We start from the raw sequence: 23,061 nt of genomic DNA, 5'->3' as shown, positions 1-23,061 counted from the left end.
TATTTGATGCAACATATGGAATCCATTGTTACCTGGTTCAGGGCTATCGTGGTATTGCCATAGCAAAGCAGTTGTCACTATAACAAGCGTATGTTGGCCGCCCTTGCAGGGTTGGGACGGCCTTCGCGTCGCTCAGTCCGCCCCAAATACGGGCGTTAGGTATCTCATAGCTATGGAATGCGAAAATAGAAAAATTTTAGTAAAACTAGAGTCTACATTTGATCGGCTTGAGGAGTCAGCGTGGAATATTCGATTAATGGAATATGGATACCACGAGGCAGATAGATTTCGCTGGGCTTTAAATTCTTTTCTGAGATGCATTAAAGAAGTCATCCAAATGGCTACTATGGAAATGCAACATGCCCCAGAATTAAACTCCTGGCTCAAACAACAAAAGGAGGAGCTTCACAAAGATGAATTAGTAGGGTATCTATTTAAACAAAGGGATCTAATAGTGCATAGATCGATGCTTAAACCTGCTAGTGAAGGAATGGTTGGCCTTACTAAAGGAAGAGGGCTCAAGCTTGGTATCGGTATGCCCATTGATCCGCTTGAAGATAGTGAGCAGGCTATACTTCGATATATTGACCATGCTGCAAGGGAAGAAGACTTTCTCGGTATTCTTTATACAGAAGATGGTTATGGGGAATATACATGTGTTGAAAGGTCATGGAGAATGGAACCATTTCCAGAAAAAGAGCTAACGGAGCTTGCGGCAGAGGCATGGGATAAGGTGGCAAATTTAGTACACTCACTAGCTAGTAGACTTGGGGCAAAAGTTAGTGACCTAAAGTTCGAGTTATCCAATGCCAATTCAGTTCGTATTCGAGTATTTGAGCCCGATTTTATAAAGGAAAACTTAGAAGCAGCTAAAGAGTTCCATGCCAAAAATACAACCTAACAAGTCGTTCAAACGGCACCTCAAAAGCCTGTGGCTTTTGGCCCCCTTAATATTAGGCAGCGGTGCCAACACCCAGCAGTGACTCGGACCACCAGGTGACTCACTATGCCAACACCCCCCCAAACCCTCCCCGTTATTTCCCCCCACTAAAAGGCCACTGCCGTTTTTTAAACCCACCTGGCCATCACCCGGATGCCAAAGATATCGTCGCAGTGAATCACCGGGGCTGGCCTTACCGTCGCCGGGATGCGCTGGCCCATTTATTCTACCGGCTACCCGTTAGCCAAACCTGCAGCTGGGGCAAAACCGTTTATGCACCCATTAGCGGTAAGGTCACCCGGCTTGAAAATACCGCGCAGGATAGGCTCACCTTAAACCTGCTGCGGGATTTATATACCGGCCTGTGGCTAATGCCGCGCAAAGCTGGCAATACCCCGGCGGACTTTCTGGGCAATTTTCTAGTGATTGATAACGGCAACGGCGTGGTAGCGCTGCTGGCGCATTTGCGGCAGGGCAGTATCCAGCCCGCCTTGGGGGCGGCGGTAACGGCGGGGCAGCCGCTTGCCCGGGTGGGTAACTCGGGTAATACCATCGCGCCCCATCTGCATATTCATTTACAGCGCGAGGCGGAATGGGACCAGGGGCGGCCTATACCGTTTGTGCTGGCCCGTTATCAGCATAAAGGCCCCCACGGCTGGGTGACGCGCTACCGGCAACTGCCTGAAAATTATCGTTTATTTAGCGGCGACTAATTTTTTTTCATTATTTTTTATATCGAGGGTGGGGAAAATGCCCGCTCAAGTGTCTTATAGCTATAGGGGGTGCATTCTGCGCCCGTTTTTTGCTGTCTGGTTATTTCTCTCCGGCCCGGCAAGGTTTTTTTACCGAGGTATCCGCTTTATGGAAACAACAATGACAATGGCAGCAGCCGATACAGAGAGCCCGGCCGAAGCTTTGGGCGATCAGGCAAAGGCTGATGAGATTAGCCCCTGTGACAATACCTCCAGTGACAGTGCCTCCACTGACAATACCGCCAGTGATAAGGCTATTTACGCCGTGGTGGAGGCCATGCTAAGCGATGCGTTGCCGATAAAAAAACACCAGCACCGTTTTACCCCCGATACCTTATTAGATGATATCGGTATGGACAGCCTTGAAGTGCTATCCGTGGCGATGGATCTGGAAGAACATTTTGAGGTATTTATTCCCGATGAACAGGTCAACAGTTTTAAGCAGGTTAAGGATATTGCCGACTATCTGCAAACGTTGTTAAGCCAGACGACCGAGCCGGCTGCTGATCAAGTTAGTGATCAGGCCAGTGAAAGCAGCGGCGACATTGAGGAACAGCATTAAGCCAACACCGGCCGTGGCCGCTGCCAGGGTTGGGTGTGATCGTAGTTATATTTTGTCTGTAGTTATGTCTGTAGTTATGTAGTTATGTAGTTATGTAGTTATGTAGTAAGGAGCTATCCATGGAAAGCAAACCCAAAACGTTATCACCAATAAAACTTAAACCGCTGCCCTCCCTAAAAACAGGCAGTCATCTGCAAACCGTAAAGGCCGATAAGCCAAACAAACCGCAGATACCGTTATCACCCCTGGTGGTGGATGACACGCTAGAACCGCATTGTTATATCAAAGGCTATAACTAAGCACCGAGCCCGCCTCAGTGTTTTTTTACACAACCGTTTGACCATCCATTGATTTTCTATTTTAAGGAACCCCCATGCTCCAACAATTTACCGCCCAGTGCCAGCAAGCCGCCGTTGCTAAAAGTGACTGTCTGGTAGTGATGCTACCCAATACCAAAAAATTACCGTCCATGACATCCACACTAAATAGTGCTTTAAAAGGCGGCTTAAAAGCACTGCAAAAAAACCGTGAGCTGGGTGAAACACTGGGGGACCATATATTACTGCATAATCCCGAAGGCATTACCGCCAAACGTTTGCTGGTGATTAACGCCGACAAACTGCAACTGACCGACCGGGAGTTTTTAACCCTGGCCGAGCATATGGCGCGCCACTGCACCAAGGTCAATAGCTCTATTGCTTCCGTTTGCCTCGACGATATTGAAGTCACCGGGCGGGACTTGCAGTGGCAGGCGCGGATGGTGACCGAAGCCCTAATCAAAGCCTGCTACCGCTTTGAACCTTATAAAAGCAGCAATAAATCACCCTGCAAGCTCACCAAACTGACGCTAATCACCAGCGATAAAAGCCAACTGGCCAGCCTGAAAAAAGGCTTGCGCATTGGCCGTGCCATTGGCGGGGGCGCAGCACTGGCCCGGGACCTTGGCAATACGCCGCCCAATATTTGCAACCCGGTCTATCTCTCCAAACAGGCCAAGGCGATGGCCCGCGGGCAAGACAACCTTAAAGTCACCATCATTGATGAAAAAACCATGGCCGAAATGGGTATGCATTCTTTGCTCTCGGTAGGCCGTGGTTCGGCCCAGCCATCGCAGTTAATTGTGATGGAATATCAAGGAGGCAAAAAAGACGAAGCGCCTTATGCCTTGGTAGGCAAGGGCATTACATTTGATTCCGGGGGTATCTCCTTAAAACCCGGTGCCGCCATGGATGAAATGAAATTTGATATGTGCGGGGCTGCTGCGGTATTTGGGGCGCTGCATAGCGTGCTAACACTGCAACTCAAGATTAATCTGGTCTGCGTGGTGGCCGCCGCCGAAAATATGCCCAGCGCCGATGCCAGCCGCCCCGGCGATATTGTCACCAGCCTGTCTGGCAAAACCATTGAAATACTCAATACCGATGCCGAGGGGCGTTTGGTGCTTTGCGATGCACTGACCTATGTCCAACGCTACCAACCCAAAACCATTATTGATCTGGCCACACTGACCGGCGCGGTGATTATTGCCCTTGGGCGTGAGGCTACCGGCTTAATGAGCAACGACGATCAATTTGCCCAAACACTGTTGGCCGCCGGGCAGCAGTCCGGTGACCGGGTATGGCAACTACCGCTATGGCCGGAGTACGGCAAATTACTGGAAAGCCCCTTTGCGGATATTGCCAACCTGGGGGGCATTGAAGCGGGCACAATTACAGCGGGTTATTTTCTGGGGGAATTTACCCAGGGGCAAACCTGGGCGCATCTGGATATTGCCGGTACCGCCTGGGTAAAAGGGGAGCATAAAGGTGCCACCGGTGCCCCGGTGGGTTTGCTGACTGAGTACTTAATGCATGGCTAACATCACGCTGGAGCGGTTTATGCAACAGGCCCGGTTAACACGGTGGCCAGTTTACGGCGCGCTGCTGCTACTGCTATTGGTCACCGTCTGGTGGTGGCCAGCTTCACCCTACCAGCCCACTCCGTTGGCCAAGCTGGAGATGCAGTGTTTTCAAGAAACAGTGCCGCTGCCCTGGTCCTGGTGTTTGCACCGCTATCAAGGCAGTGATAACCCCGATGTGTTGTATTATTTTCACGGCCGCAATGGCACGGCACGGTGGTGGAATGACCGCGACTATCACACCGGCCAGTTATACAAGGCTTGGGAAAAAGACCAGCTGCAGCCACCCACTGTGGTGTCCCTGTCCTTTGGCAAACTGTGGGTATTAACGGAAGATAAGGCGGCACCTTTTGGCGGCCTGTACCGGGTCTTTAGTACGGTGGTAATTCCCACCATAGAAACCCGTTTGCAACAGCAGCTCCCGCCAACCGCCAGCGGCCAGCGGCTGGTCGCCGGTATTTCCATGGGCGGTTTTAATACCCTGATTGTTGCGCTTAAACACCGGGGCTACTTTGCCAAAGCGGCATCGCTATGCGCACCGCTGGCGACGGTTTCTCACCACGATAGCCTTGCCCAGTTGCGGGCCTTTATCCATAACAGCGGTATTCGTTTAAAACGCGCGGCTATGTTACTGATGTTTTCACTGCGTTTTTATAGCGATAAAAGCCTGTGGTTACAAAACGACCCCATGGCCTTATCGGCTGACTTTAATGCCGAGGCGGCACCGGCGATTTATCTTAGCTGCGGTAAACAGGATGAATGGGGCTGCAGCTATGGCTCCCGCTTATTGGCCCGGCAACTGCGTGAGCGCGGGGCAGAGATTCAATGGCAGTCACGCCCCGGCGGCCATTGCGATATAGATTACGAGGCCGTGGCCCGCTTTTTACAGTAACTGCTCAACACCCATGGATAAGGACAAACGCAATGAAAATACTGCCAATCATCCTGTTGCTATTCAGCACCGCCTGCAGCCAGCAAGCCGTCTACGACAATATCCAACACCACCACCGGCTGGAGTGCGAACAGCAACCCCCAGCCCAGTACGATGACTGCATAAAAGAAGTGAGCCAAAGCTATAAGGACTACCAACGTGAGCGCGAACAAGCCAAGGAACAGTGACCCCCAAAAAATAATCAACACCCCGGTGGGGCTGATGGTTTTGTAGGGTGGATTAAAATCCACCAATACCCGCCTGAAGTCGTTAAAGATGGTGGATTGTAATCCACCCTACGGGCTACCAACGTGAGCGCGAACAAGCCAAGGAACAGTGACCTCCAAAAAATAATCAACACCCCGGTGGGCCTGATGGTTTTGTAGGGTGGATTAAAATCCACCAATACCCTACCTGAAATCGTTAAAGGCGGTGGATTGTAATCCACCCTACGGGCTGCCAGCGTGAGCGCGAACAAGCCAAGGAACAGTGAACCCCAAAAAATAATCAACACCCCGGTGGGGCTGATGGCTTTGTAGGGTGGATTAAAATCCACCAATACCCACCTGAAATCGTTAAAGACGGTGGATTGTAATCCACCCTACAGACTGGCCTGGGAGTAACGGTCTTAAGCCACGGAGTCACTCACTTCTGCGCAATAATCGTAATCAGCCCATGCTCGGTTTCTGAATCAATAGAGTGAAAATCATAATGTGATAACTGATCGATAACCCATTCACTGGATAAACGTAACTTTCGATAAAAGCTTTTTTGCAGCGTCCATTGATCCTGGGATTTTCTATAAACAATATCATGCACTTTCACCGTATCTGGTTCATATTCCAGAAAACAGGTAAACACCGTATTGCTATCACTCCTGACCGGCAAAAACCTATCGGTATCGTTTAATTCAACGGTTAAGTCACGAAACGTAGTGATCAGTGTCCCTCCTGGTTCTAAGGCCGAATAAATTTTGCTAAAAAGCGCAATGACTTTTGCTTTGGATTCCAGATGTAATAGGGTATCTGTCATACAAACAACCAGCTCAACGTTTTGCGCAATAGACTGATCAAAATCCACTAAATCGCCTTGAATAGATAGAATCGGGAGCTGGCCGGCATGTTGTGCTAATTCTTTAAGAAGCTTGGCGTCCAGATCAATAGCGGTAACTGAATAGCCCCGCCGGGCCAACGGAATCGCCTGAAACCCACAACCCGCCCCCAGATCAACCGCCACCGCTGAGCGCTTGGGGCTTAACCGGTGCTTATCAAAAAAAGCTGTGTTTTTCTCAACCCCGGCATCAAAACCTCCAAACATCCAGGAGTACATTTCAGCAAGGACATCATCGTAGTGTTTTTGTACGGTTGCCATAGTGGTGGGTTCCCTTTGGTTTTATTTTCCTGATCGGAGTTGTTAAAGATGGTGGATTGTAATCCACCCTACGGGCTGAATAGTCCCGCCGGGCCAACAAGCAATGGATAATAGAAACGGGTTAAGTATTGTTGGTTGTACGGTTAAAAATAATGCCAATGGCGGCACAAGATAAACCAGCCAAAATACCAATATTTGCTAGGTAAACACCCGCTGTATGCCCTGAAATATATTGTGTGGATAGGGCATCAATAACGGGAGATACACCTAAATATACCCCGGCCAATATACCTACAGACGATAAAATCAAGCCTATGGCTTTTCCTGTTTTCATTTGCTTCTCCTTCTGATGTCGTTAAGTTTTGTAGGGTGGATTAAAATCCACCAATACCCTACCTGAAGTCGTTAAAGATGGTGGATTGTAATCCACCCTACGGACTGCTTGAATGCGCTCACGCTTTGCTTGATAGTTTGGGGGTTGGCCTGAAATGTCGAATGACCATTGTGCACATGATAGTTGTAAATGTCTGTTAGCTGCGGAATATCACTTTCTTTTGCTGGTCGTATAAAAATATTCATTAGGAAATATAACCTCCAAGTAGAGCACCTGTGTTCAAGCGTTTTTTATGCTGTAAATAGATCACGGTAAAGCCTAAAAGCATTGTTGGAGACAATGCCTTCGAATCGGTCAAATAACGCTATAAACCAGTCTCTATTGTCGTTCCTAAATGATGAACTGCTAATGCACAGTTGTAATTCATTGGCCATAGTTATCTCGAGAATATTTTGCATAGTTGAACCAGGCAGTCTCTTTTCTGATTGGTCAAACCTGTCTCGATATATGGGGTTGGGGGAGCCAATCTGTGGATAAAAGTAGTCTCGATCGCAAGCCCCATATAGATACACCAGATTTTCTGCGTTATTACCGATAATCTTTCTAATGTTTGGACGATCAGAAGGAGAAAATTCTTTACACGGAATCCCCAGATCCTTCATTGCTTGTGTTCCATAGACCGCATGATAGAGGCCGGCATCGCATACAAAATCGGGGTTCCCCCAGTTGACTAATAATTGGTAGGTTTCATATAAATGTGTTTCTAGGTTTCCATTCAAATGTTCAAACTCACCGACACCTAATGCTTTCAGCGCTAGAAACTTATCTTTGACGTTGATTGATGAGTATGTCATTAGCCTCCCTCCCGCTACCATTGGCTTGTCTATCTATAGACATTTTTCTGATCGGCTATCAAAGCTTTTTACTTTTTTGGCATCTCACCTGTATAAGACACATTGACAAAGAAAAACCCCACCTGTTGAAACTTAAAAAATAATCTATTCACAGGTGGGGGAAATCGCTTTAGATGAGTCTTATTGAGATAGAGGGGCGTTTCGCTGGAATTCGCTCCGCTGTCTGGATGGGGTTGATGGCTTTGTTGGCTAAACGATTGAATAGCGTTTTGTAGGGTGGATTACAATCCACCAATACCCTGCCTGGAGTTGTTAAAGATGGTGGATTGTAATCCACCCTACGGACTGTTCGTTTGGGTTAATCGTGCTGTCTGATCCTTTGGCTTTGTAGGGTGGATTACAATCCACCGATTTCCTGCTTGGAGTTGTTGAAATGGTGGATTGTAATCCACCCTACGGACTAAACCTGATGGGGGGATGGATTTTTTGGTTAAACGATTGAGAGGGGGCTGTGGTTAATGATTATTGACCAATTGCTGAATGGGCTTTCGTGGATTGGCATTTTTGCTTTTGCGGTTTCCGGCGCGCTGTTTGCGGCCGAAAAGCGTATGGATATTTTGGGGTATATGTTAATTGCGGCTGTCACCGCGATTGGCGGCGGCAGTCTGAGGGATTTATTGCTGGGTGTTAGCCCGGTGTTTTGGGTGCGGGAACCTTACCCCATGACGCTGGCGATGGTAGCCGCGGTGCTGACCTATTTTTTATTGCCGTTAATTCAGCAGCGCGATCGCTGGATTTTATGGATGGATGCAGTTGGCTTATCGGTCTTTGCGGTGCTGGGTGCAGAGGCCGCTTTGCAGCAACAGACTTCGGCCGTTATCGCCGTGGTGATGGGGGTGATGAGCGCTACCTTTGGGGGAGTGTTACGGGATGTACTGTGCGCCGAAATGTTAACGCTGATGCGCCCGGAATTATATATTAGCTGTGCGGTTACCAGTGCCACCGTTTATGTGTTGCTGTCGGCGTTGGGGGTGAGTTTTGCGTTGGCGGCGCTGCTGGCGTTTGCGGCGGGGTTTGTGTTGAGAGCTTTGGCGATTGTTTATGGGCTGACATTGCCCGGCCATAGAGCTTAACGTTCGGCGTTGATCCGCAATAACGAGGCCGATACGGAAAAATCTATAGGTATACCCTTAATCTTTTTGATGGCAACAAAAATACAGGGCTCTTGGTAACCGTGCTCCAATAAGAATAGGGGCAAGCTCTAATGATACACAGAAGCTAAAAGACGCTATCAATGATTAGAGCACGGCCTTTTTTTAACGACTGACAGAGGCTCTGGGCTTATGCCCGTCCCGCAGATGTTCAATACTTTCCCCCGTTAACGACTGGCCGGCAATGGTATAAGCCCGGCCAAAGTCTTTAACAAAGCGGCCACCCAGCGGGGTCAGTTTAAATAAATTAAAGTCACTGAGTTGGCTAAGGTTAAGCACGCGGTCGCCCTGTTTTTTTTGCAGGCAGTCAATCCCTTCATCGTATTCTGCGCCGGCATCAAAGGGGATATGTTGGGCCTGCACTTGATAGTTAACACGGATACGCGCAAAAATGGTTTGTGCTTCTGATTCATCTTCCACAATTAATACGGCTGCCTTGGGATTATTTTTTAAATTAACACCGTGAACGGCAATATCACTCAGTAAAACATATAAACAGTCATCACCTTTGGCAAAGGGCGCATAGGAGGCATAGGGATGGCCGTCCTGGTCCAGAGTGGATAAATGCAGTGTGCGTCTTGTCATTAAAAATTCCTCCAGTTCATCCGCCAATCTGTTTTCCATCGCTTTATTTTTCACGCGCTTGCTCCTGTTTGATATTGTTGTTGGTAGGCCAGATACTGTGCTTTCTGCTCAGGGTGTAATTGCCCTTCAGCATCGCGGCCCACAAAGATTTTAAAGATGCATTCACCGGTTGCATCCTGAAAGACAAAGGCGTGACTTTCCTGCCCGCGGTGCAGTTTGCTTTGGAAGGCGATTGTACTGATTTTGTCCAAATTGATATGGCCCTCAAAGCCACTGTCGCCTGTTAAGTTATAAAAGCCATGGGCCAGTTGGCCCTTGGGGAAAACCCCTTTAAATTCAAATACCGAACCGCCATGCAAAATAATGGTGGTGGTATTTTGCCACTGGCTGACGGTTTCCAACAAGGGCTGGGCTTGTTCGCCGGGCATGGTTGCTGTCACTTTATCGGTCATATTATCTCTCCTATTACTTTGCTTGAGATGGTCTCTGGCTTATCTTTTAGAAACGATACTGCGCTGATAGTTTTACCGAACGGCCGGCTTCAAACACAGAGGTCCAGGCGCTGCGGTAATTCTGGTCAAAGGCATTGGCTACCGTTATATCCACTTTTACCCCTGCCAATGTTTTTTGGCTGGGCTCCCAGCTGGCATAGAAATCAACAGTGGTATAACCCTTGTATGGCCCCTGGGTATCGTCACTGGGGGTTTTATCCTGGTCACTGGCTTTGATGGCTTTAAAACCTACTTTGGTATCGATAGACCAAATACCATAGTCAACGGACGCCACCCATTTATCAGCGGGGATACCTGACAGGTCTTCACCGGTTTGATCATCTTCACCGCGGGTCTGGCCGTAGGACAACGATGCCGTCAGTGCGTCCAGCTGATAAATCGCCCCGACTTCAAAACCTTCCAGCTTAGCTTCAGAGACATTTTCAGACATGGATGTACCGGCACAGCCAGTACCCATTCCCGGAATAAAGCAGGTGGGAGGAAAGTCGTCAGGGATAGTTACGCTAAGCTCGATAAAGTCATCCACTTTATTCTCGAATACACTGGCCACCACTTTTAGCTGGTCTTTAGCAAAGACATTGCTGAAGTTAAAATCACCTTTTAACTCAATATTTTTTGAGGTTTCCGGGTCAAGCTCAGGGTTAGGTACAAACACATTGCTTGGGCCACCCGGGAAAAACGCAAAGTGAGTACCGTCCATAAATAATTCATAAACATCCGCTGCGCGGAAAGCTTCATCATAGCGCAGTGTCAGGTTGGCCCATTGGGTGGCTTGCCAACTGGCAGCCAGCGAAGGTGAAACTGCAGACTCATCATTGTCTTTAAAACCATCCGCTGAAGATTCAAAACTGTCATAGCGTGCGCCAGCTTCAATCACTACTGTGTCGGTCAGCGGGTAATCACCGTAGAAAAAGGCACCGACAGTGGTGGTTTCTGCATTGTCCGGCGGGTTAGGGCGGCCGCTGCCGGCATCGGGGCGGGCAGCATCCAGGCTGTCTTTATAGCCATCGATACCTGTCAGTAGATTTAGCTTGCCCGCAATCATTGCCTGGTTGGTGATCGAGAAACCGGTGGTTTCAATATCACTGATATCCCGGCCGTTATTAAGATTGGTTTCTTCGATGCTGGTATCGTTTAAGTAGGCATTGGCATCCAGCTTGACCAGCTTACTGCTGGGGTTGTAATGGTAATGAACTGCGATATGTTTATCAGTAGCGTCGCGTTCAATCAGGCTGTCTTTATTGTTTAATTGATCGTCGGCACTGCCGACCACCGGAGGTACACCTTCGTTATCGGCATGGCGGTAGTTAAGGCCAATACGGTTGCTCTCGTTAATGGCCCAATCGACTTTGGTCAGCAGGGTCAGGTTTTCGGCTTCGGTGCCGTACAGGGTGTCGCCATTGCCTTGCTCCATGGTGCCGCTGTCGAGATAGCTCGCCGCCAGTAACCAGCTCAGGGTATTGTCTTTACCGGCAACCGCCGCCGTCGTGGTCAGCTGGTCACCATTATCGTTAAAGCCGGCTTTCACAAAACCACCCGGAATACCTTCTTTAGTAACCAGTTCATCGGCAGTAATCGTCTGCTGGGACACGGCACCACCAATAGCACCAGAACCCCATAACGAACTGACGGGCCCCTTAACCACATCGACGCTGCTAAGCAGTGCCGGGTCTAAAAAGTAAGCAGGGCGGTGGGAAAAATTGGTATTAACCCGGGAGCCATCGATAATCTGTAGCACTTTATTGCCTTCCAGGCCGCGGATATTGACCGACTGATTACCCGGAACAGGGCCGCCGGTGACGGTGATATTGGGTTCAAATTTTAGCGCTTGTGCCACCGAGGTTGGCTGCATTTCTTCCAATTGCTCGCGGCCAACACTGTCGATACTGCGGCTGTCTCTCTGGGCAGTCTGGTCAACTCGCGAGGCGGAGACTGCAACGGTTTTAAACACGGTCAGTGGTTTTTGCGGCGCTTCGGCGGCCAGGGCCGAGGTGATACTTGCGGCTAATAAGCCACCAATAGCCAGCGGTGGCATAAGGTTCTTCATGGGTTGCTCCTGTTGTTTTGTTATCGACTAGGGCTGAAAAATGCGATCCTAAACAGTCTTTATGCAAATGTAAATGCTAATCGTTATCATTTGCATTAAGAAATTGGCTTGTGTAGACTCTGCGTCATTATTGGATCAGGGGATAAAAGGTTGATAAGGGCTATAAGGGTGGTGGGCTTTACGGGCGCCATGACAATACAGGGTTTATTACTGGCGATGGTGCCTGCAGAGCAGAAACCAATGGCCAGTGGCGCTATGCAGGCGGAGAATTTCGCACTGTCGTTTCGGTATCAGGCCACGCCTAAAGCCCAGCCACAGCAGCAGCCCGAACAAATTGAAGAGCAAGTTGAAGAGCAAGTTGAACAGCAAAAGCCGGTTAAAACGGCCACAGCCAAACCGAAAAAGATAGCAACACCTAAACCGCAGCCAGCCTCGGCTAAACCACAGCCAGTAGAGCAAATCGCGGCCGAAGAGCTAGAGCAGCCCCCGGTTAAGGAAAAACTGCTGCAACAGTCTGAGTCAATCGCTGCCGCCCCGGCTAAGTCCGAGCAAGGTATTCACCAAACGATTGTGACCGAGCCTTTATTTGCCCGCTCGCCCACACCGCCAAGCTATCCCAGCATTGCGCGCAAGCGTGGCCAGCAAGGTATTGTCTGGATTGATGTGATGCTGGATGAGCAAGGCCAGCAGCTGGCAGCGGATATTTTTAAAAGCTCAGGCGTTTCTCCGCTGGACCGCGCGGCTTTGGAGGCCGTTAAACAATGGCAGTTTATGGCCCACCGTATTAACAATATTGCTGTGGCATCCCATGTGCGGATCCCGGTCGAATTTTCATTGGATTAATGCTTATGTCTTTTTATCAGGTATTGCAGCAACAACTGGGTCATCTGACCTTGCCGCTGTTAATTTGTTCGTTAATTACTCTGGCACTGTTACTGGAAAAATTAATGGTGCTGATACTGGAGTCCCTGCGCCAGCAAACGGTAGATGCCGCAGCACCAGTATTTGCTGGCAAGCAACAACCTAAAATTGTTGCCAAAGGTTTAAATTTTTTATCCATTCACCGCCAGCAGGCAAAAAACTATCGTGAAGAGTTGGCCGAAATTTGGTTGGTTTCCCAGCGGCAAAAACTGTCCAGTGGGATTCGGCTATTGCAGGTGATTGCGCTGCTTACACCATTGCTGGGTTTATTGGGTACGGTGCTGGGTTTAATCCAGGTATTTGAAAGTCTGGCCGATCACCGCGGCCCCATTGAGCCAGCTTTGCTGGCCGACGGGCTTGGCCTGGCTATGTATACCACCGCAGTGGGTTTGGTAATTGCGCTACCGGCACTGGCCGGCGCCCACGGTTTTCAAATTTGGATTGATAAAATTATTCACCGCACCGAGCACAGTATGAATACCATGAATTTATTGATTGATGGTATTGAGCTGGGGGCCGTTGATGATTAAGTCGACGCCTGCGGATAACGGGCCCTTATTAACGGCGGAGATTACCCCGCTAATCGATATTGTGTTTATCGTAATTGTTTTTTTATTAATTACGGCGAATACACCACTGCTTTCACTGCCTATCGATGTGCCGGATACGGATACTGAGGCGGCCTTGGATAACAGTATTACGGCTGAACTGACGGTAACAATCACCGATCAAAAACCCTACTGGCATATTGACCAGCAGCAATATAACAGCTGGGCTGAATTTAAACGGGCACTGCTGGAAAAAACCGCGGACAACAATAAATCCTTAACCATTGCGACGGATAAAGACGCACCGAGTGAACCCTTATTAAAGCTGCTGTCGTTTTTAAATAAGCAGGCTTTTAGCAATGCACAAATCATAATGGAACAACCTGGTGAGCAACAATGAATATTAACTACAACAATATCTATGCAGTAGTGATCAGTGGACTATTACTGTTAACAGTAGCAACCCATAGCGCTTTGGCGCAAGAAAAAACTACCGCAAGAATTATTAGTACTGATGCCGGTGTAACGGATGTATTAATTGCATTAGGTATGACTAAGCAAATTGTTGGTGTGGATGTGACCAGCCAATTGCCAGCAGAGAGTAAGATCCCCCGTTTGGGCTATCACCGTACCTTATCGACCGAGGGTTTATTAAGCCTAAACCCCAGCCTGATTATTGGCAGCACACATATGGGACCGCCAGAAACTATTGCCGCCCTGAAAACCTATCCGCTAACACTGATGCAATTAGATATTGCCAGTAATGAAGCCATGCTAGCGGAGAATATTAAACGTATCAGTGCGTTGGCTGATAAGCAGCAAGAAGCTAAACCTTTGCTACAACATATTGATAGCAGGATGTTAGTTATTAAGCAGCAACAATTACCCAGTAACACCCGCGTCGCTTTTCTATTACATATGGAGGGCCGCGGCTTGCGTCTGGCGGGCAAGGGCACTACCGGCAACGATATTATCGCTTTATTAGGCGGGGAAAATGCGGCTACACATAATAGCTACCGCTCAGTATCTGCCGAGGCCTTACTAAGCCTTGAGCCCGAGGTGATTATTATTGCAGGCCAGAAGGGTGAAAAATCTGTTGCCGGGCTGATGCAAAGCAATCCCATGTTGCGCTATACCCCAGCGGGTAAGCAGAAAAAAATTATCGCTGTGGAAAGTCATTTGTTGGTAGCTGGTATTAGTTTAAAAGCGATAGATGCAGTGGCTGAATTATCCAGCCAGTTATATCCGGTGGCTACACCCTGATGCAACGTTTATCCCTATCACTTTTTTTACCGCTCTGTGTTTTTCTCACTGCGGTAGCCATTGTTTTATCGTTGACCCGTGGCGCAATGTCTTTGTCAGCAACTGATAGCTTGTTATCAGTATGGGATGTTGTCTGGGGAACGGCATACAGTAATTTGATGGAATATCAGCAGCTGGTAGTGTTGGATTTACGTTTGCCGCGCACGATATTGGCTTTATTGGTCGGTGCGATACTGGCCCAGTGTGGCGCGGTAATGCAGGGCTTATTTAGAAACCCATTAGCAGACCCTGGCATTATTGGTGCCTCCTCCGGCGCGGCATTGGCGGCGTCGATAGCTATTATTTTTTTACCGGCGTGGTTGGCAGGCGTCGGTATTCCTATTGCTGCCTTTTTGGGGGCATTGCTGACGACTCTATTAGTTTTTAAATTAGCGCAAGGTGATAACGGCACCTCAGTGATTATGTTATTACTGGCAGGGGTTGCTGTGGCAGCTTTTGGTGGTGCTGTGATGGGCTTTCTCAATGTGATTGCCAGTGACCAGGCCCTGCGCGATATTACTTTATGGCAGATGGGTTCCGTTGCTTCTGCCAGTACAGAAAGCTTAGTACTGTGTTTATTGGTGCTGTTGATGAATAGCTGGTATTACCAGCGCCATGCACAGGCCTTAAATGCACTTTTACTGGGTGAGGCCGAGGCCCGCCATTTAGGTATTGATATTGAGCGCTTAAAAATAAAACTGATTGCCGTTACTACTATGGGTGTTGGTGTGACGGTAGCCGTAGCCGGTATTATCGGTTTTATTGGTTTGGTGATTCCGCATTTAATCAGACTATTAACTGGCCCTGATCATCGCAGTTTACTGCCCCTGTCAGCTTTGCTTGGAGCCTTATTATTATTGTTGGCTGATATTGGTGCGCGCTTAATGATGGCACCTTCAGAATTACCGGTAGGTTTATTAACGGCGGTAATCGGCGCGCCATTTTTTGCGCTATTGCTGATTAAACAACGCAAGGCATTTTTATAATATGTTGACCCTCGAACAGCTTCAGGTGTCTATTGAACAGCATAGGCTGTTGGATATTGATCACTTTAGTTTGCATGAAGGAGAGATGTTTTCTGTGCTGGGTAAAAATGGTGCCGGTAAATCTACCTTGTTTAAAGCTATTTGTGGTGAAATGCCGATTACTGGCAAGCGGTATTTGCACCAGCGTGATATCGCTGACTGGCCAAAAACAGTGCTGGCAAAACATCTTGCTGTATTACCCCAGAGCAGCTCGCTCAATTTTCCTTTTACTGTCAGGGAAGTGGTTGCGCTGGGCTTAATTCCCCTGAGTATTGGCACACGGCAAGGCCAACACTTGGTAACAGAGCAGCTTGAGCTAACCGATACCCTCAGGTTTGCTGATCGCTCTTATTTAAGTTTGTCCGGGGGTGAGCGCCAGCGTGTGCATTTGGCCAGAGTGCTGGTGCAGCTATCACAGGCGGAGCAATCGCCACTATTATTATTGGATGAGCCCACCTCTGCCCAGGACCTTGGGCAGCAACATCAACTGTTAAGCCTGACCAAAAAACTCTGCCATAACAATAAAGTGACCGCATTGGTGATTATGCATGACCTTAATTTGAGTATGCTCTATAGCGACCGGGTAGGGATTCTCGATAGTGGTCGCTTTAGCGCCATGGGTCCGCCAGCCGAAGTGCTGACTGTGGAAACCATCGCCGAGCAATGGGGTTATCGTCCGCAACAATTTGATGGCGGCCCTGGACTACGGGTATTTATTTAAGCTGGATTATTTTGCACCAGAAAGAGGCTTTGCCCTGAGCTGGTGCGCAGCTCTGGCTTTCTGCTGCTTTATGGTGAGCCTGAGTATTGGCAAGTTTCCCCTGCCGAAAAAATTAAGTGATTGATTTAAATGACTATATCTTCTTTTGCAGAGTTTATTGACCTAAAACTGTGCGGATATTCTATCTTGGCGCAATAATTGAAATGCAAATAGGAATAGAGATAGAGTGATGGGAGGATAAAAACTGCCTTGCCAGCTTAAGGTTAAACCCGAATGGGGATGAGAAAGTCATAGTATGCCTGATATAGATACGGTGATCAGCGAGCTGATTAATCAGCAGCAGTTGCCAGCACAATACCGAACCCTGGTCACGGAGTATATCCTGCCACTAAGTGCCCAGCTTGCCAGACGCCAGCAGCAGCGGCCTTTGGTGATAGGGGTTAATGGTGGGCAGGGCTCTGGCAAATCTACCCTATGCCTGTTTTTAAACGCTATTTTGGAGCAGCAATACCAAAAAAATACCGTGGTATTATCGCTGGATGATTTTTATCTGGCCCGTGCAGATAGGCAATGGCTAGCGGAAAATGTCCATCCACTATTAAAAACCCGCGGTGTGCCCGGCACCCATGATATACCTCTGGCGCAGCATACTTTCTCGCAATTACTGGCCGGCAAACCGGTGAGCTTGCCTGCATTTAATAAAGCTAGCGATGATCCCGTACCGGAACAGCAATGGCATTATCAACAGCAGCCCGCGGATATTATCTTACTGGAAGGCTGGTGCGTGGGGGCCATACCCCAGCCGCAGTCGGCATTATCAAATCCGATTAATGATCTGGAAGAAAATGAAGATGCCGATGGTCGCTGGCGAAGCTATATCAACAACTGCCTCGACCATGGTTATCGCCAGTGGTTTTCTTCCCTGGATTATTTAGTCATGTTATCGGTGCCGGATATGGTGGCGGTAAAACAGTGGCGGCAATTGCAGGAAGAAAAATTACTGGCCAGTGAGGGCCCCTCGAAGGGAGTGATGACAGCTGAGCAAATACAGCGTTTTATTCAGCACTTTCAACGTTTAACCGAATATCAGTTGCAGGAAATGCCCGCCAGAGCAGATGTGGTGTTTTACCTGAATCAACAGCATGGTATTGATTATGCCACGGGCCTAGACAAAAACCATGACTGATAAACCGCCGGTGATTATTGTTACTGACCTTGATGGCACCTTGCTGGACCATCACAGTTATAGCTTTAGTGCGGCATCAAAAGCCTTGGCAACGATTCAACAAAAAAACATTCCTCTGATTATTAACTCCAGCAAAACCGCAGCGGAAATTAAAGCTATACAAAAAGAGCTGGGCATTGAGCAGGCTTTTATTAGTGAAAATGGAGCGGCGGTCTATCAGCCTGCCACAACACAATGGCTCTGTAACGCATTTGCCAAACCAAGAGCTGCGGTGTTGGAGGTATTAAAGACCTTAAGACAATCAGCACAGTATCAATTTACCGGTTTTGCTGACTGCGATGCCGAGGGCATACAGGCAATGACCGGTTTAACCCTTGAGCAGGCCCGGTTGGCAGCTAAGCGTGATTTTAGCGAACCTCTCTTGTGGCAGGATACCGAGCCGAGACTACAGGACTTTATCGAACAGTTAGCCGAGCATGGCTTAGTCGCCCAGCAGGGCGGGCGTTTTCTCTGTGTGATGTCCGCCGTTGATAAGGCCAGTGCGATGCAATGGTGGTGCAGAAAAAATTATCCCGGTAGCAAAATTATTGCGCTGGGTGATAGCCCTAACGATCAGGCAATGTTAAATGCTGCGGATATTGCGGTGCTGATTCAATCGGATCGGTCAGGGTCTATGCAGTTAGCCGGGCCAGAAAAAATGATCAGAACAACATTAACAGGCCCCGAAGGCTGGCAACAGGCAATGGACCAACTATTGCCATTATTTATTGATTAAAAACGCTGGAGACAACTATGGGTGACTTTCATCAAAACGGCATGATTACGACTTTGCATAATATTGCCAAACGACCGCTGGCCGATCTGGAAGCAGAGTTGGAAGGTTTTAAACAGTCCCGGCCAATGGGTCTGGTGCTGCCCTCGCTGTATTCCGAGTTACAGACCGAAGCGTTGGCCAATATTGTAGAAGAGCTGACCAAGGTCAGCTACCTCAATGAAATTGTTATCGGTCTGGACCGTGCCAATCTCGAAGAGTATCAACATGCGCTGCAATATTTTAGCAAGCTACCCCAGCGCCACCGAATTTTATGGAATGATGGCCCCAGATTAATGGCTCTGGATGCTAAGTTAAAAGAATTGGGTCTGGCGCCAAATGAAATGGGCAAGGGGAGAAATGTTTGGTACTGCTATGGTTATACGCTGGCATCAAAAAGAGCCGAGGCGGTGGCCTTGCATGATTGTGATATTGCCACCTATAGCCGTGAATTATTAGCGCGGCTGATTTACCCGGTAGCCAACCCGGTATTTAGCTATGAATTTTGCAAGGGCTATTATCCACGGGTAGCCACCAATAAAATGGGCGGCAGGGTAAGCCGTTTATTTGTTACGCCATTACTCAGGTCATTAAAAAAAGTCTGTGGCTATAGTGATTTTCTGGAATATCTGGATAGCTTTCGCTACCCGCTGGCGGGAGAATTCTCCATGCGGGTAGATGTTATCAATGATCTGCGTATTCCCAGTGACTGGGGCCTGGAAGTGGGGGTGTTATCAGAAATGAAACGCAACTATGCCACCAACCGTCTCTGCCAGGTTGATATTGCCGAGGTCTATGATCATAAGCATCAGGATTTATCCCTGACCGATGTTGAACAGGGTTTGTCAAAAATGAGTACTGATATTGCCAAGGCTATTTTTAGAAAGCTGGCCACCAATGGTGAAATATTTTCCACCGAGAAGTTTCGCTCGATCAAGGCCACCTATTTCAGGGTGGCCTTGGACTTTGTTGAAACCTATCACAATGATGCATTAATTAATGGCCTGGATTATGATCGTCATGGGGAAGAGCAGGCGGTAGAGTTATTTGCCCAAAATGTGATGCGTGCCGGTGAGCATTTTCTGGATAAGCCGATGGATACGCCGTTTATTCCCAGTTGGAACCGTGTGGTCAGTGCCGTCCCTGATATTCTTGAACAGCTAAAAACGGCCGTTGAAGAGGATTATCAAGAGTTTAGTGCGAATGAGAAATAATCATGCCTGAAAACAGTAGTAAGCCAGAATTGCTGCGTCGAATGGTTGAGCATATATCGGTGCTCTATCCCAATGTTGAGCTTGAAGCCCTGGCTAAAGAATTAATCAGTGCGATGGGGCTGGAAGTCACCGCAGAGCCACCCAGGCCGCACCGCAATTTATGGGATCAGGCCGATTGTCTGTTAATTACTTATGGCAATAGCATTGTTAAACCGGATGAAAAACCGCTCACTACTCTGAAACGATTTATTGATGATTATTTACAGGGTGCTGTTAACTCGGTCCATATTTTGCCCTTTTTCCCCTATAGCTCCGATGATGGATTTTCCGTGATGGATTATCTGATGGTTAATCCTGCATTGGGTGACTGGGAAGATATCACTGCAATAGCTGATAACTATAAACTGATGTCGGATGTGGTTATCAACCATATGTCTGCCCGCAGTCGCTGGTTTGACAATTTTAAAAAACGACTGGACCCGGGCAAAGATTATTTTTTTGAAGCCCACCCGGACGATGATTTGAGCGAAGTGGTACGGCCCCGCAATTCACCGCTGCTGACTGAGGTGGAAACCGCTGATGGCAGCCGTTATGTCTGGTGTACCTTTAGTGCTGATCAAGTGGATTTAAATTTTAAAAACCCTGCGGTATTGGCGGAATTTGTTAATATTATTCGCCACTATCTCTCCCGCGGGGTAAAAATTTTCCGGATGGATGCGGTGGCTTTTTTATGGAAAGAGGTGGGGACGCCCAGTATTCATTTGCAGGAAACCCATGAAATTATTAAATTGCTGCGAACCCTAGTGGAGCATCATAGCCCCGATGCGGTGATTATCACCGAAACCAATGTACCCAATCGAGAAAACCTGACTTATTTTGGCAATGCTAATGAAGCGCATATTATTTATAACTTTTCATTACCGCCCCTATTGCTATATACCCTGCTCAGTGGCGATTGCCGGCATTTAAAAACCTGGATGATGAGTATGCCGCCAGCGCAGGCGGGCACCGCCTATTTAAATTTTATTGCTTCCCACGATGGTATTGGCCTCAGGCCGCTGGATGGCCTGGTAGATGACGAACATCGCGAAGAGTTGGTCAAAGCGATTAGAAAATTTGGTGGCAAGGTAACTTACCGAAAATCCCGGGAGGGTGTCGATAAGGCCTATGAAATCAATATTGCTTTATACGATGCTTTAAAGGGCACGATGGAAGGGGGGGCAGATCACTGGCAGAGTCAGCGATTTATTTGTGCGCATTTGATAATGATGGCCCTGGAAGGGGTGCCAGCATTCTATATCCACAGTTTGATAGCTACAGAAAACGATTATGCCAAACTGGAGAATACCGGGCATAACCGTTCGATTAACCGCCATGTCTGGCAAGAGCAGGCTTTATATGATGCACTGGCTGATAAGGACAGGCATCACCAGATAATCTTTGAACAGCTAGGTGATAGTTTGCGCCTGCGCTGCCAGCAGCCGGCTTTTCACCCCAATGCTACGCAATTTACTTTGCATCTGGGCACCGGTGTATTTGCCTTTTGGCGCCAGAGTATTCAGCGTGAGCAAAGTATCTTCTGCCTCAGCAATGTGACACGCAGTGAGCAGTTAATTAATTTGGCGGATATCAACTTGATTGGTACTGACCAGTGGACAGATTTACTCAGTGGCGAGACACTGGCAGATTTGGAAGGGCAACTCAAACTCAGCCCCTATCAAACGGTTTGGTTAAGCAATCTATTAGTCAGCGATACGCTGGCGGGATAAAGGTCAATGAAAAACTTACCTGAGCATATAGTGCCCTATAAAAAAACACCCACCTTCGATCAGGATACGGTGCCCAAGGGTTTGCTAAAAGCCCATCAAACCAAAGCCGGAGTATGGGGGAAAATTGTGATTCTGGAAGGGGAGTTGGAATACACGATTAATGAGCCGGAAACCGAAGTAATCATTTTATCGCCGCAGCGTTATGGGGTAGTGGAGCCCACTATCTATCACCAGGTTAAACCGCTGGGGGCGGTTAAGTTTTATGTAGAGTTTCACCACTGATAGCAGCAGTGAAACTCCGTAGCTTTTACAGGCTTAAAATTTAGCGCCAGCCCAAATCCAGATTTTATCGGTATCGACAAAGCCGGTAGCACCGTTATTGGCCGGGTCGTCCGCGCTATAAGCGGCATATTTAATGCCCGCTGAATAGTGCTTGCCAAAGCTTTTGCCGTAAGAAATATTGATCTCATCACCAAAGTCATCGCTGATATCGCTATCTTCATCGGCGGAGAAATCATGGTAGGCAACTACCCATTTACCCCCTGCCAATTTACCGGATACAGAGATATAGGTATCAACCAAACCTTCATTGGGTGTATTTAAAAATTGATCACTCCAACCATTAAAGGCATGGAGAGTTGCCAGTGGTGTAGAAAAACCAAACTGCCCATCATCCGAGCCTAACACTTCATAACCTAACTTGGCGGTAAAGCCGCTAATTACAGCGCCACCTTCAAGAAATATATAATCAGCGTCTAAATCTTCAGCGCCCTGGCTGGATTTTTCCTGAGTGGCAAATTCAGCGGTATAGAGCAGTTTGATATCGCCGGTATCGGTGGCGCCTTTAAAGCGAATACCAAAGGTATCAAAGGCTAATTCAGTATCAGTATCTTCTTCCAATAAATAGCCATAGCCGGTAAGGGTGCCCAGGCCGGTTTTATAGGAGGCGTTTAATAGATGATCTTTAGAATCAATATCTTTTTCTTCCGCAAAAATACGATTGCGCTGTTCAAGGTAGGCGTATTTAACCGTCAGGTCTTCCAGTGGGTTGTAGTCAAAGCTTAAGCCATCAAAGGTTTGTCTATCCTGGCGCCAGCCAACATCACCAACAAAACGTGTGTTATCCAGTTTGATTACCTGGCGGCCCAGCTTTGAACTAAGCTTGTCGGTTTTATAGTGCAGAAAGCCCTGGTCTAATTCAGTGGTTTCCGGGTCGGCGATAACAGAGTATTCAGTGCCATTGCCAATCGTATCGTTATAGTCGTCGATACCAGCAACAGAGCGAGAGTCTTCAAACTCGATAGTGGCAGAAAAGCCACTGACGGCGCCGGTGGTATAACCGAGGCGCGAGCGCAGGGTCAGTGCATCGGCATCGTCAAGGGCATTATCCTGGTCAACAGTCTCAAAGCGCATCCGAAAATCGCCATAAGCGGTGCCACTGCTTAGCGCCTCTGCAATAGCATCACTCAGGGCTGTTGGGCTAAAAGTGCTTATGGTCAGAAGAGATGCCCCTAGTAATAGTGACGGGCGGTGGCCTAAAAAGGATTTTCTGGCTTGCATAGTTTTTG

General features: G+C 48.1%; 26 protein-coding genes. 19 read left to right on the top strand and 7 right to left on the bottom strand.

Going from position 1 to position 23,061, the window contains the following annotated elements:
• The first annotated feature begins 172 nt into the window (after window positions 1–172).
• The 7 genes from BST96_RS06370 to BST96_RS20375 all read left to right on the top strand — a co-directional run bounded on the left by BST96_RS06370 (window position 173) and on the right by BST96_RS20375 (window position 5,270).
• Window positions 173–901 carry a hypothetical protein gene (locus tag BST96_RS06370; RefSeq protein ID WP_206045413.1) on the top strand — a complete coding sequence of 243 codons (729 nt, stop codon included), beginning with the start codon at window positions 173–175 and terminating at the stop codon, window positions 899–901.
• A gap of 95 nt (window positions 902–996) precedes the next feature.
• Entirely contained in the window at window positions 997–1,653 is a 657-nt protein-coding gene (locus tag BST96_RS06365; RefSeq protein WP_169713929.1) for a M23 family metallopeptidase, read from the top strand.
• A 160-nt stretch (window positions 1,654–1,813) separates the two neighbouring features.
• Complete coding sequence (locus BST96_RS06360; protein ID WP_169713928.1) at window positions 1,814–2,254, top strand: acyl carrier protein; 441 nt, start codon at window positions 1,814–1,816, stop codon at window positions 2,252–2,254.
• Between the two features lie 119 nt (window positions 2,255–2,373).
• Entirely contained in the window at window positions 2,374–2,553 is a 180-nt protein-coding gene (locus BST96_RS06355; RefSeq protein WP_085757889.1) for a hypothetical protein, read from the top strand.
• A 74-nt stretch (window positions 2,554–2,627) separates the two neighbouring features.
• Window positions 2,628–4,112, top strand: a complete 1,485-nt coding sequence (locus BST96_RS06350; RefSeq protein WP_085757888.1) for a leucyl aminopeptidase — start codon at window positions 2,628–2,630, stop codon at window positions 4,110–4,112.
• The gene (locus BST96_RS06345; RefSeq protein WP_085757887.1) at window positions 4,105–5,043 is read left to right on the top strand and encodes an alpha/beta hydrolase-fold protein; all 939 of its coding nucleotides are present in this window, start codon (window positions 4,105–4,107) and stop codon (window positions 5,041–5,043) included. The genes BST96_RS06350 and BST96_RS06345 overlap by 8 nt, the downstream gene beginning before the upstream one ends.
• A gap of 32 nt (window positions 5,044–5,075) precedes the next feature.
• Window positions 5,076–5,270 (top strand): hypothetical protein, encoded by a 195-nt coding sequence (locus BST96_RS20375; RefSeq protein WP_157117880.1) that lies wholly within the window; start codon window positions 5,076–5,078, stop codon window positions 5,268–5,270.
• A 457-nt stretch (window positions 5,271–5,727) separates the two neighbouring features.
• Here BST96_RS20375 and BST96_RS06335 read toward each other — a convergent pair whose 3' ends face one another.
• The 3 genes from BST96_RS06335 to BST96_RS06325 all read right to left on the bottom strand — a co-directional run bounded on the left by BST96_RS06335 (window position 5,728) and on the right by BST96_RS06325 (window position 7,641).
• A complete protein-coding gene (locus BST96_RS06335; RefSeq protein ID WP_085757885.1) occupies window positions 5,728–6,453 on the bottom strand; it encodes a class I SAM-dependent methyltransferase in 726 nt (241 codons plus the stop codon).
• Between the two features lie 121 nt (window positions 6,454–6,574).
• Window positions 6,575–6,787, bottom strand: a complete 213-nt coding sequence (locus BST96_RS06330; RefSeq protein ID WP_085757884.1) for a hypothetical protein — start codon at window positions 6,785–6,787, stop codon at window positions 6,575–6,577.
• A gap of 290 nt (window positions 6,788–7,077) precedes the next feature.
• Window positions 7,078–7,641 carry a DUF6817 domain-containing protein gene (locus BST96_RS06325; protein WP_157117879.1) on the bottom strand — a complete coding sequence of 188 codons (564 nt, stop codon included), beginning with the start codon at window positions 7,639–7,641 and terminating at the stop codon, window positions 7,078–7,080.
• 518 nt (window positions 7,642–8,159) lie between these two features.
• Between BST96_RS06325 and BST96_RS06320 the strand changes: the two genes are divergently transcribed.
• Window positions 8,160–8,774 (top strand): trimeric intracellular cation channel family protein, encoded by a 615-nt coding sequence (locus tag BST96_RS06320; RefSeq protein WP_085757882.1) that lies wholly within the window; start codon window positions 8,160–8,162, stop codon window positions 8,772–8,774.
• Between the two features lie 183 nt (window positions 8,775–8,957).
• Here the strand turns inward: BST96_RS06320 and BST96_RS06315 are convergent, their stop codons facing one another.
• From BST96_RS06315 to BST96_RS06305, 3 genes are read right to left on the bottom strand one after another with little or no spacing between them, the layout of a single operon-like run.
• Window positions 8,958–9,491 carry a HugZ family pyridoxamine 5'-phosphate oxidase gene (locus BST96_RS06315; protein WP_085757881.1) on the bottom strand — a complete coding sequence of 178 codons (534 nt, stop codon included), beginning with the start codon at window positions 9,489–9,491 and terminating at the stop codon, window positions 8,958–8,960.
• Complete coding sequence (gene hutX, locus BST96_RS06310; RefSeq protein ID WP_085757880.1) at window positions 9,488–9,889, bottom strand: heme utilization cystosolic carrier protein HutX; 402 nt, start codon at window positions 9,887–9,889, stop codon at window positions 9,488–9,490. The genes BST96_RS06315 and hutX overlap by 4 nt, the downstream gene beginning before the upstream one ends.
• A gap of 46 nt (window positions 9,890–9,935) precedes the next feature.
• Window positions 9,936–11,996, bottom strand: a complete 2,061-nt coding sequence (locus tag BST96_RS06305) for a TonB-dependent hemoglobin/transferrin/lactoferrin family receptor (RefSeq protein ID WP_206045412.1) — start codon at window positions 11,994–11,996, stop codon at window positions 9,936–9,938.
• 189 nt (window positions 11,997–12,185) lie between these two features.
• On the opposite strand from BST96_RS06305, the gene BST96_RS06300 reads away from it, so the two are divergent.
• The 11 genes from BST96_RS06300 (at window position 12,186) to BST96_RS06250 (ending at window position 21,775) form a co-directional block, all read left to right on the top strand.
• Entirely contained in the window at window positions 12,186–12,839 is a 654-nt protein-coding gene (locus BST96_RS06300) for an energy transducer TonB (protein WP_157117878.1), read from the top strand.
• A 5-nt stretch (window positions 12,840–12,844) separates the two neighbouring features.
• Window positions 12,845–13,447, top strand: coding sequence for a MotA/TolQ/ExbB proton channel family protein (locus BST96_RS06295; RefSeq protein WP_169713927.1), 603 nt, complete (start codon window positions 12,845–12,847; stop codon window positions 13,445–13,447).
• Window positions 13,440–13,865, top strand: a complete 426-nt coding sequence (locus tag BST96_RS06290; RefSeq protein ID WP_169713926.1) for an ExbD/TolR family protein — start codon at window positions 13,440–13,442, stop codon at window positions 13,863–13,865. The genes BST96_RS06295 and BST96_RS06290 overlap by 8 nt, the downstream gene beginning before the upstream one ends.
• Entirely contained in the window at window positions 13,862–14,728 is an 867-nt protein-coding gene (locus BST96_RS06285; protein WP_085757876.1) for a heme/hemin ABC transporter substrate-binding protein, read from the top strand. Before BST96_RS06290 ends, BST96_RS06285 begins: the two co-directional genes overlap by 4 nt.
• Window positions 14,728–15,753 carry a FecCD family ABC transporter permease gene (locus tag BST96_RS06280; protein ID WP_085757875.1) on the top strand — a complete coding sequence of 342 codons (1,026 nt, stop codon included), beginning with the start codon at window positions 14,728–14,730 and terminating at the stop codon, window positions 15,751–15,753. Before BST96_RS06285 ends, BST96_RS06280 begins: the two co-directional genes overlap by 1 nt.
• Before the next feature lies 1 nt (window position 15,754).
• A complete protein-coding gene (locus BST96_RS06275; RefSeq protein WP_085757874.1) occupies window positions 15,755–16,513 on the top strand; it encodes a heme ABC transporter ATP-binding protein in 759 nt (252 codons plus the stop codon).
• Between the two features lie 295 nt (window positions 16,514–16,808).
• Window positions 16,809–17,699, top strand: a complete 891-nt coding sequence (locus BST96_RS06270) for a hypothetical protein (RefSeq protein WP_085757873.1) — start codon at window positions 16,809–16,811, stop codon at window positions 17,697–17,699.
• On the top strand, window positions 17,692–18,474 hold the full coding sequence (locus BST96_RS06265; RefSeq protein WP_085757872.1) for an HAD-IIB family hydrolase: 783 nt from the start codon (window positions 17,692–17,694) through the stop codon (window positions 18,472–18,474). The genes BST96_RS06270 and BST96_RS06265 overlap by 8 nt, the downstream gene beginning before the upstream one ends.
• A gap of 17 nt (window positions 18,475–18,491) precedes the next feature.
• A complete protein-coding gene (locus BST96_RS06260; protein WP_085757871.1) occupies window positions 18,492–19,724 on the top strand; it encodes a glycosyltransferase family protein in 1,233 nt (410 codons plus the stop codon).
• A 2-nt stretch (window positions 19,725–19,726) separates the two neighbouring features.
• Entirely contained in the window at window positions 19,727–21,493 is a 1,767-nt protein-coding gene (locus BST96_RS06255; RefSeq protein WP_085757870.1) for a sugar phosphorylase, read from the top strand.
• Window positions 21,494–21,499: 6 nt separating this feature from the next.
• The gene (locus tag BST96_RS06250; RefSeq protein ID WP_085757869.1) at window positions 21,500–21,775 is read left to right on the top strand and encodes a TehB family protein; all 276 of its coding nucleotides are present in this window, start codon (window positions 21,500–21,502) and stop codon (window positions 21,773–21,775) included.
• A gap of 33 nt (window positions 21,776–21,808) precedes the next feature.
• Here the strand turns inward: BST96_RS06250 and BST96_RS06245 are convergent, their stop codons facing one another.
• A complete protein-coding gene (locus BST96_RS06245; protein WP_085757868.1) occupies window positions 21,809–23,053 on the bottom strand; it encodes an alginate export family protein in 1,245 nt (414 codons plus the stop codon).
• Window positions 23,054–23,061: the final 8 nt, after the last annotated feature.

Source organism: Oceanicoccus sagamiensis, from assembly GCF_002117105.1.
GTDB classification, from domain to species: Bacteria; Pseudomonadota; Gammaproteobacteria; order Pseudomonadales; family Dasaniaceae; genus Oceanicoccus; species Oceanicoccus sagamiensis.
This window is presented reverse-complemented; position numbering and strand designations above follow the sequence as displayed.